This is a genomic window from Embleya sp. NPDC008237 (assembly GCF_042956465.1).
Classification (GTDB): domain Bacteria; phylum Actinomycetota; class Actinomycetes; order Streptomycetales; family Streptomycetaceae; genus Embleya.
Map to the genome: position 1 here is coordinate 1 of NZ_JBIBGL010000045.1, position 9,482 is coordinate 9,482.

The 9,482-nt window shown below is 71.9% G+C and carries 1 protein-coding gene; it reads left to right on the top strand.

Translation table 11 applies throughout. The features are described 5' to 3' along the window. Positions 1-33: 33 nt before the first annotated feature. The coding region (locus tag ACFZBU_RS47835) for an SDR family NAD(P)-dependent oxidoreductase (protein ID WP_391590133.1) at positions 34-9,482 on the top strand (9,449 nt) is incomplete at its 3' end.

The window sequence follows — 9,482 nt, forward strand, 5'->3', positions numbered from 1 at the left end:
GCGGACGGGGTGCGTGCCCTGACCGCGCGGGGTGTGACGCGTTTCGTCGAACTCGGCCCGGACGGAATCCTGTCCGCGATGGTGCGGGAGAACCTTCCCGAGGACGGCTCCGTGGTGGTGCCGGTGTTGCGCAAGGGTCGTCCCGAGGCGGAGTCGTTGGTGTCCGCGCTGGCCGAGTTGCACGTGAACGGGGTCTTCGTCGACTGGGACGCGTTCTTCGCCGGCCACGGCGCCCGCCGCGTCGCGCTGCCGACCTACGCCTTCCAGCGGGAGCGCTACTGGGTCGAGCCCTCGATGCACGGCGGTGATGTCGCCTCCGCCGGTCTGGACTCGCCCGAACACCCCTTGCTGGGCGCGATGGTGCCACTGCCGGAGTCCGACGGAGTCGTGTTCACGGGTCGGCTGTCGGTGGAGTCGCACCGCTGGCTGGCCGATCACGTGGTCGGCGGATCCGTGTTGTTCCCCGGTACCGGTCATGTGGAACTGGCCGTGCGTGCCGGTGACCAGGTCGGTTGCGGGCGGTTGGCGGAGCTGACCCTCCAGGCACCGCTGGTGTTGCCTGATCAGGGCCATGTGCAGGTAAGGGTGGTGGTCGATGCCGCCGACCGGTCGGGTGGCCGACCGGTGCATGTGTACTCCCGTCGCCCGGACACGCCCATATGGACGTGTCATGCCGCCGGCCTGTTGACGGCCGGGTCCGGCCGAGGTGAGGAAGAACCCGCACAGTGGCCGCCGGTGGGTGCGGCGGTGGTCGATCTTGCCGATTTCTATCCGGAGTTGGCGGCGGCGGGGTTGGGTTACGGTCCGGTGTTCCAGGGCCTGCGTGCGGCGTGGCGGCTCGGTGACGAGGTGTTCGCCGAGGTGGAGTTGCCGGAGCGGGCGGGGGCGGATGCCGGGCGGTTCGGGTTGCATCCGGCGTTGCTGGACGCGGGGTTGCAGGCGATCGCGTTGTCGGGGGCTGCGGGTGAGCGGGCGGCGTTGCCGTTCTCGTGGTCCGGCGTGGAGTTGTATGCCTCCGGGGCCTCGGCGCTGCGCGTACGGGTGACCCCGGTTCGCGCGGGCGCGGTGTCCCTGCGGATCGCCGACGCGGCCGGGCTGCCCGTGGCGTCGGTGGACGAACTCGCGCTGCGGGAACTGTCCGAGGATGGTCCGGTCACGGCCGAGGGCCGCGATGCGCTGTACCGCCTCGACTGGCTCCCCGTTGCCGCCACCGCTCGCGTGATGACCGCGCCGGCGTGGGACGAACTCGATTCGGGCGGAGTGGTACCGGAGGTTGTGGTGCTGCCCGTACCGGGTGGCTCGGGGCCGTACGCCGTCCGTACGGCTTTGGACCGGGTCCTGGGCGTGGTGCAGTCGTGGCTGTCCGAAGACCGCTTCGCAGACGCCAGGTTGGTGGTGTTGACCCGCGGCGCGATGGCGTTGGAGGGGGAGGGCGTCACCGACCTCGCGGGCGCCGCCGTGTGGGGTCTGGTGCGATCGGCCCAGTCGGAGGAGCCGGGTCGGATCGTACTGGTCGACGGCGACCCGGCGGATGTGGGTCTGGCGCTGGACTCGGGCGAGCCGCAGGTCCTGGTGCGTGATGGAGTGGTGCGCGCGGCGCGCCTGGTCCGGGTCGCGGTGCCGGAGCAAGCCGAGCCGGGCGACCGGTTCGGCGCGGATGGCGAGGTGTTGGTCACCGGCGGTACCGGTTCGTTGGGTGCCTTGTTCGCACGTCATCTGGTGACTCGGCACGGCGTGCGCCGGCTGTTGCTCACGAGCCGGCGTGGTCCGGCGGCCGAGGGTGCGGCGGAGTTGGTCGCGGAACTGTCGGAACTGGGCGCGGAGGCGGAGGTCGTGGCGTGTGACGTCGCCGATCGGGCCGCGCTGGCCCGGCTGTTGGCGGGTCGTACCCTGACCGGTGTCGTGCACGCGGCGGGTGTCCTCGACGACGGCGTGATCTCCTCCCTCACCCCCGAGCGGATCGACGCGGTCATGCGTCCGAAGGCCGAAGCCGCGTGGAACCTGCACGAGTTGACCCGGGACATGGACCTTTCCGCGTTCGTCCTGTTCTCCTCGGCATCCGGCGTGATGGGTGCACCCGGTCAGGGCAACTACGCGGCGGCGAACGCCTTCCTGGACGGCTTGGCCGCGCGACGTCGCGCTGACGGCCTGCCCGCGCTGTCACTGGCCTGGGGACTGTGGAACCAGACGGGTGGCATGAACGGAGCCATGGCGCAGGCGGATCTTTCCCGGATGGCGCAGGCCGGTGTACTGCCGCTGACCGCGGACCACGGACTCGCGCTGTTCGACACGGCCCTCGGCGAGACCGCCGTGCTCCCGATCGCCCTGAATCTCGCCGCGTTGCGCGCCCAGGGCGACTCGCTGCCGGAGTTGTACCGCGGCCTGGTCCCGGTGGCGCGCCGCAGTGCCGCGGGGGTTCGGGCCGATGCGGACACGCTGCGGCGACGGCTGGCGAGTGTGCCCGAGGCCGAGTGGCACGACGCACTGGTGCTGCTCGTGCGCACGCGTGCGGCCATGGTCCTCGGCCACGCCGGGCCCGAGGCGATCGCCCCGGATCGCGCCTTTCGCGACCTGGGCTTCGATTCGTTGGCCGGTGTCGAGTTGCGCAATGGGCTGCGCGAGGCGACCGGGCTGCGGCTGCCGACGACGCTGGTGTTCGACTACCCCAACTCGGTGGTACTGGCCGAGTTCCTGCTGGCGGAGGTCTCCGGCTCCGTCGACGACGGCCTGATCGCCGCCGCCGCCGGGCCGGCGCTCGACGGCGATCCGATCGCCATCGTCGGGATGAGCTGCCGCTACCCGGGCGGTATCGAGTCGCCGGATGACCTGTGGCGGCTGGTCTTCGAGGGCCGGGACGCCGGCTCGGAGTTCCCGGTGAACCGAGGGTGGGACATCGAGCGCGTCTACGACCCGGAGGGGCTGCGGCCGGACACCAGCTACGTCAACCGGGGTGGCTTCCTGCACGAGGCGCCCACGTTCGACCCCGGGTTCTTCGGGATCAGCCCGAACGAAGCGCTCATGATGGACCCGCAACAGCGCCTGCTGCTGGAAACCTCGTGGGAGGCGCTGGAGCACGCCGGCATCGATCCGGCCACCCTGCGAGGAAGCAGCACCGGCGTGTTCGCCGGGATGATGTACCACGACTACACGTACAACAGCAGCACGGGCGCGATCGCCTCCGGGCGGGTCTCGTATGTCCTGGGCCTCGAAGGCCCGGCGGTGACCGTGGACACCGCGTGCTCGTCCTCGCTGATCGCCCTGCACCTGGCCGTGCAGGCGCTGCGCTCCGGGGAGTGCTCCCTCGCATTGGCCGGCGGGGTCGCGGTGATGGCCACCCCGGAGACCTTCATCGAGTTCAGCCGACAGGGCGGCCTTTCGAGGGACGGCCGCTGCAAGTCGTTCGCGGCGGCGGCCGACGGCACCGGCTGGGGCGAGGGCGCGGGCATGCTGCTCGTCGAGCGGCTGTCGGACGCGCGCCGCAACGGTCACCGGGTGCTGGCCCTGGTCCGCGGCACCGCGATCAACCAGGACGGCGCGAGCAACGGCCTCACCGCGCCCAACGGCCCGGCGCAGCGCCGGGTGATCCGGCAGGCGTTGGCGAATGCCGGGCTGACCTACGCCGATGTGGACGCGGTGGAGGCGCACGGCACCGGTACGACGCTCGGCGATCCGATCGAGGCGCAGGCGTTGTTGGCGACGTACGGACAGGATCGCCCCGAGGACCTGCCGCTGTGGCTGGGGTCGATCAAGTCGAACATGGGCCACACCCAGGCCGCCGCCGGCGTCGCCGGCATCATCAAGATGGTCGAGGCGATGCGGCACGGCGTCCTGCCGCAGACCCTGCATGTGGACGAGCCGACGCCACAGGTGGACTGGTCGGCGGGCGACGTACGGTTGCTGACGCAGCCTCAGCCGTGGCCGGAGACCTCGCGGGCCCGGCGGGCGGGCATCTCGTCGTTCGGTATCAGCGGTACGAACGCGCACGTCATCCTGGAGCAGGCGCCGGCCGAGGTCGAAACGTCGGCGCGGGCTACACCTGCCGCACCGCCCGTCGTACCGCTCATCGTCTCCGGGCGCGGGCGCGAGGCGATGCGCGGGCAGGCGGCCCGGCTGAGCGAGCACCTGCGCGGGAGCGAGTGGACGCCGGTCGACGTGGGCCACTCGCTGCTGACATCGCGCGGCGTCTTCGAGCACCGTGGTGCGGTGGTCGGTACGGACCCGGCCGAACTCCTGGTCGCCCTCGCGGCATTGGCGGCGGGCGAACCTGCCGACAACGTGGTGCACGGCGTGGCGGCGGGTGAGGCCAGGACGGTCTTCGTCTTCCCCGGCCAGGGATCGCAGTGGTCGGGTATGGCGCTCGAACTGTCGGCCGAAGTACCTGCTTTCGCCAAGCGCATGGATGAATGCGCCGCCGCGCTCGCACCGTTCGTCGACTGGGATCTGTTCGCGGTTCTCCGCGGCGAGCCGGACGCGCCGACGCTGGAGCACGTGGACGTCGTGCAGCCGGTGTTGTGGGCGGTGATGGTCTCGCTGGCCGAGGCGTGGCGGGCCTTCGGGGTCGAACCGGCCGCCGTGGTCGGTCACTCGCAGGGCGAGATCGCGGCGGCCTGTGTCGCGGGCGCGCTGACCCTCGAAGACGGTGCCCGCGTCGTCGCGTTGCGCAGCCGGATCATTCGCCGGAGCCTGGCCGGGAGGGGCGGGATGATGTCGGTCGCCCTGTCTCGATCGCGGGCCCTGGAGCGGATCGAGGGTCGGGACGACCTACAGCTCGCGGTCGTGAACAGTCCGACCTCGGTGGTCGTCTGCGGGGCCCCGTACGCGCTGGCCGAGTTGCACGCGCAACTGGAGTCGGAGGGGGTCCGGGCCCGGATCATTCCGGTGGACTACGCGTCGCACTCGAAGTACGTGGAGGAGATCCGCGACGAACTCCTGGACACGTTGGCGGACGTGCGTCCGCGTACGGGATCGATCGCCTTCTACTCGACGGTGACCGGCGGACTCTTCGACACCTCGGGACTGGATGCCGAATACTGGTACACCAACCTGCGGAACACGGTCCGTTTCGAGGAGACCACCCGGGCGCTCTTGGCCGACGGCTTCGGGCTGTTCGTCGAGGCGAGCCCGCACCCGGGGCTGCTCGTGGGACTCGCGGACACCGTCGAGTCGGCCGGCGCGGCGGCGACGACGGTGGGTTCGCTGCGGCGGGACGAGGGCGGGCTGCGCCGGTTCGTCACCTCGCTGTCGGAGGCGTACGTGCAGGGCGCCGGCGTGGATTGGCGGCCGTTGTTCGCCGAGGCCGCGCCGCGGCCGGTCGAGCTGCCGACGTACGCGTTCCAGCGTGAGAGCTTCTGGCTACGGCCGCCCGCCGACGCCGGCGGGATCGCCTCCGCCGGACTGGACGCGGCGGATCACCCGCTGCTCGGTGCCACCATGTCCGCGGCCGACTCGGATGGCGTGGTCCTGTCGGGACGGCTGTCCCTGGGCACCCAGACCTGGCTCGCCGAGCACGCGGTGGGCGGCACGGTGCTGCTGCCGGGGGCGGCGTTCGTGGAATTCGCCACCCAGGCCGGTGACCGGGTGGGCTACGCGAACGTGGCGGAGCTGACCCTGGAGGCGCCGTTGCTCCTGCCCGAACGGGGTGCGGTCCGCGTACAGGTGGTCCTGGGCGCGGCCGAGGAGTCCGGTGTGCGGCCGCTCGGCGTGTACTCGCGGGACGAGTCCGCCGCCGCGGACCTGGACTGGACGCGGCATGCGACCGGCCTGCTGACGGCGAGCGCGCCGCCGCCGGCGTTCGACCTCACGGCGTGGCCGCCGGCCGGCGCGACCGCGATCGACCTGGCCGGCTTCTACTCGGAGGCGGCCGAGAGCGGGCTCGGCTACGGGCCGGTGTTCCAGGGCCTGCGGGCGGCCTGGCGGCACGGCGACGACGTGTACGCCGAGGTCGCGCTGCCCGAGTCGGCGCACGTGGACGCGGAACGGTTCGGTCTGCACCCGGCCTTGCTGGACGCCGCGTTGCACGCGATCGGGCTGACCGACGGCTTGGTGACCGGGCCTTCGCTGCCGTTCGCCTGGTCGCAGGTGGCGCTGTACGCGGCGGGTGCCTCGGCGCTGCGGGTGCGAGTGCGGGCCGCGGCCGACGGCGGGGCTGCCCTGGCGATCGCCGACGCGAGCGGCCGGCCGGTGGCCGCGGTCGAGTCGTTGGCGCTGCGGCCGGTGCCGGTCGGGTCGCCGGCCGCGGGGCGGTCCGTGCTGCGCGATGCGCTGTTCCGGGTGGAGTGGCCGGTGGTTTCCGGCACAGCCGAGGTGACCGGGGACTTCGTGGAGTGGGACGCGTTGGCGGCCGACGGCGTGGTTCCCGCGTGTGTGGTGCTGCGCTGCGGCGGTGGGCGTGATGCCGCCGCCGTGCATGCGGAGACGCATCGGGTGTTGCGAATCGCGCAATCGTGGTCGATGGACGAGCGGTACGCGCACGCGACGTTGCTGGTGGTGACGCACGGTGCGATGGCCCTGCCGGGCGAGGACGTCACCGATCTGGCCGGTGCGGCGGTGTGGGGTCTGATCCGATCGGCCCAGTCGGAGGAGCCGGGGCGGATCGTGCTGGCCGATCTGGAGGGTCGAGATGACGACCTCCTTGTGGCGTTGGCGTCGGGCGAACCGCAGGTCGTGGTGCGTGAGGGCGTGGCGCATGCGGCGCGGTTGGCGCGGGTGCCGATCGGGGAGACCCCGGACGCGTTCGGTTCGGACGCCACCGTGCTGATCACCGGTGGTACCGGCACGCTGGGCGCCCTGTTCGCGCGGCATCTGGTCACGCGGTACGGCGTGCGTCGACTGTTGCTGACGAGTCGGCGTGGCGTGGCGGCCGACGGTGCGGCGGAGTTGGTCGAGGAGCTGTCCGGCCTGGGCGCCACGGCGGAGGTGCTGGCGTGTGATGTCGCTGATCGTGAGGCGCTGGCCGAGTTGCTGGCAGGTCGTTCGCTGACCGGCGTCGTGCACGCGGCGGGCGTCCTGGACGACGGGCTGCTGGCCTCCCTCACTCCCGAGCGGATGGACACGGTGCTGCGTCCGAAGGTGGACGCGGCCTGGAATCTGCACGAGTTGACGCGGGACATGGACCTGTCGGCGTTCGTCCTGTTCTCCTCCGCCGGTGGCGTCCTCGGCGCCCCCGGCCAGGGCAACTACGCGGCGGCGAACACCTACCTGGACGCCCTGGCCACCCATCGGCGGGCGCACGGGCTGCCCGCCACGTCGTTGGCCTGGGGCCTGTGGGATCAGGCGAGCGGGATGACCGGGACGCTGGACTCGACCGATCGGGCCCGGATCTCCCGGGGCGGCGTGCTGCCGCTCGCAACCGAGGACGGGCTGACGCTGTTCGACGCCGGCGCCGGGCTCCCCGACGCCGCGCTCGTGCCGATCCGGCTCGACCCGCGTGCGCTGGGCGCAGGCGAGGCGGTTCCGCCGATCCTGCGCGGCCTGGTCCGCGGCGTGGCGCGCCGCACGGTCGAGGCCACCGCCCTGTGGGCGGACGGCCTCCGGGACCGGCTGGCGCGGTTGCCCCGCCCGGAGCAGGAGGCTCTGCTGCTCGACATGGTGCGCGCGCAGGCCGCGTCGATCCTCGGGCACGCCGGACCCGAGGCGATCGAACCCGAACGGGCGTTCCGCGATCTGGGCTTCGACTCGCTGGCCGCGGTCGGCTTCCGAAACAGGCTGAACGAGGCCACCGAACTCCGGCTGCCGGCGACACTGGTATTCGACCACCCGACGCCGATTGTGCTCGCGCGGTATCTGGCGGCCGAACTCTCCGGTCGGCTCGACGAACGGGAGGCGGCGCCGACGGCCGGGTCGGTCCGCGCGAGCGACGACCCGATCGTGATCGTCGGCATGGCCTGCCGCTATCCGGGCGGCGTGCGCTCGCCGGAGGACCTGTGGCAGGTGCTGGCCGAGGGACGGGACACCATCTCCGAGTTCCCCGCGGATCGCGGCTGGGACCTCGGCCGGCTCTTCGACCCGCAGGCCGAGCGCGTCGACTCGGTGTATGTGAACGAGGGCGGATTCCTCTACGACGCAGCGGAGTTCGACGCCGACTTCTTCGGGATCAGTCCGAACGAAGCGTCGACGATGGACCCGCAGCAGCGGCTGCTGCTGGAAACCTCGTGGGAGGTGTTGGAACGCGCCGGCATCGATCCGGCCACCCTGCGCGGCAGTAGCACCGGTGTGTTCACCGGGATGATGCACCACGACTACGCCTACAGCAGCAACTCGGGTGCCATCGCCTCCGGTCGCGTCTCATACGTCCTGGGCCTGGAGGGCCCGGCGGTGACGGTGGACACGGCGTGCTCGTCATCGCTGGTCGCGCTGCACTGGGCGATCCAGGCGCTGCAGTCGGGGGAGTGCACGCTGGCGTTGGTCGGCGGCGTGACGGTGATGGCCTCACCGGACACGTTCGTCTACTTCAGCGCCCAGCAGGGGCTTTCCAGGGATGGGCGGTGCAAGTCCTTCGCCGGCGGTGCCGACGGCACGGCGCTGGGCGAGGGCGTGGGAATGCTTCTGGTGGAGCGGTTGTCGGATGCTCGGCGCAATGGACATCAGGTGCTCGCCGTGGTGGCCGGCTCGGCGGTGAATCAGGACGGCGCGTCGAATGGGCTGACGGCGCCCAATGGTCCGGCGCAGCGTCGGGTGATTCGGCAGGCGTTGCGCAGTGCCGGGTTGGTGGCGGCCGATGTGGATGTGGTGGAGGCGCACGGGACGGGTACCACGCTCGGTGATCCGATCGAGGCGCAGGCGTTGTTGGCGACGTATGGGCAGGATCGCCCGGAGGGTCGGCCGTTGTGGTTGGGGTCGATCAAGTCGAACATCGGCCATGCGCAGGCCGCCGCCGGCGTGGCGGGGGTGATCAAGATGGTGGAGGCGATGCGGCACGGCGTGTTGCCGATGACGTTGCATGTGGACGAGCCGACGCCGGAGGTGGACTGGTCCGCCGGCGCGGTGGAGTTGCTGACCGAGTCGCGGGCGTGGCCGGAGGTGGGTCGGCCGCGTCGGGCGGCGGTGTCGTCGTTCGGGATCAGCGGCACGAACGCGCACGTGATCCTGGAACAGGTCGAGAGCATCACGGCCCCGCCGCCGCCGGACGACGAGGTCGTATCGCCGACCGTGTGGGCCCTGTCGGCCAAGAGCGGGCCGGCACTGCGGGCTCAGGCCGAGCGGTTGACGTCATATGTGCGGGGACTTCCCGAGCTTCGTCCGTGGGATGTCGGGTTTTCGTTGGCGACGTCGCGTGCGGTCTTCGAGCATCGTGCGGTGGTGTCGGGGACGGATCGGGACGGGTTGCTGCGGGGTTTGGCGGCGGTGGCCGAGGGTTCGTCGGTGGGCGTGGTGCGTTCCGGGGGGACCGCGTTCGTGTTCTCGGGTCAGGGTGCGCAGCGGGTCGGGATGGGTGTGGAGTTGTGTGGGGCGTTTCCGGTTTTCCGGGCGGCTTTCGACGAGGT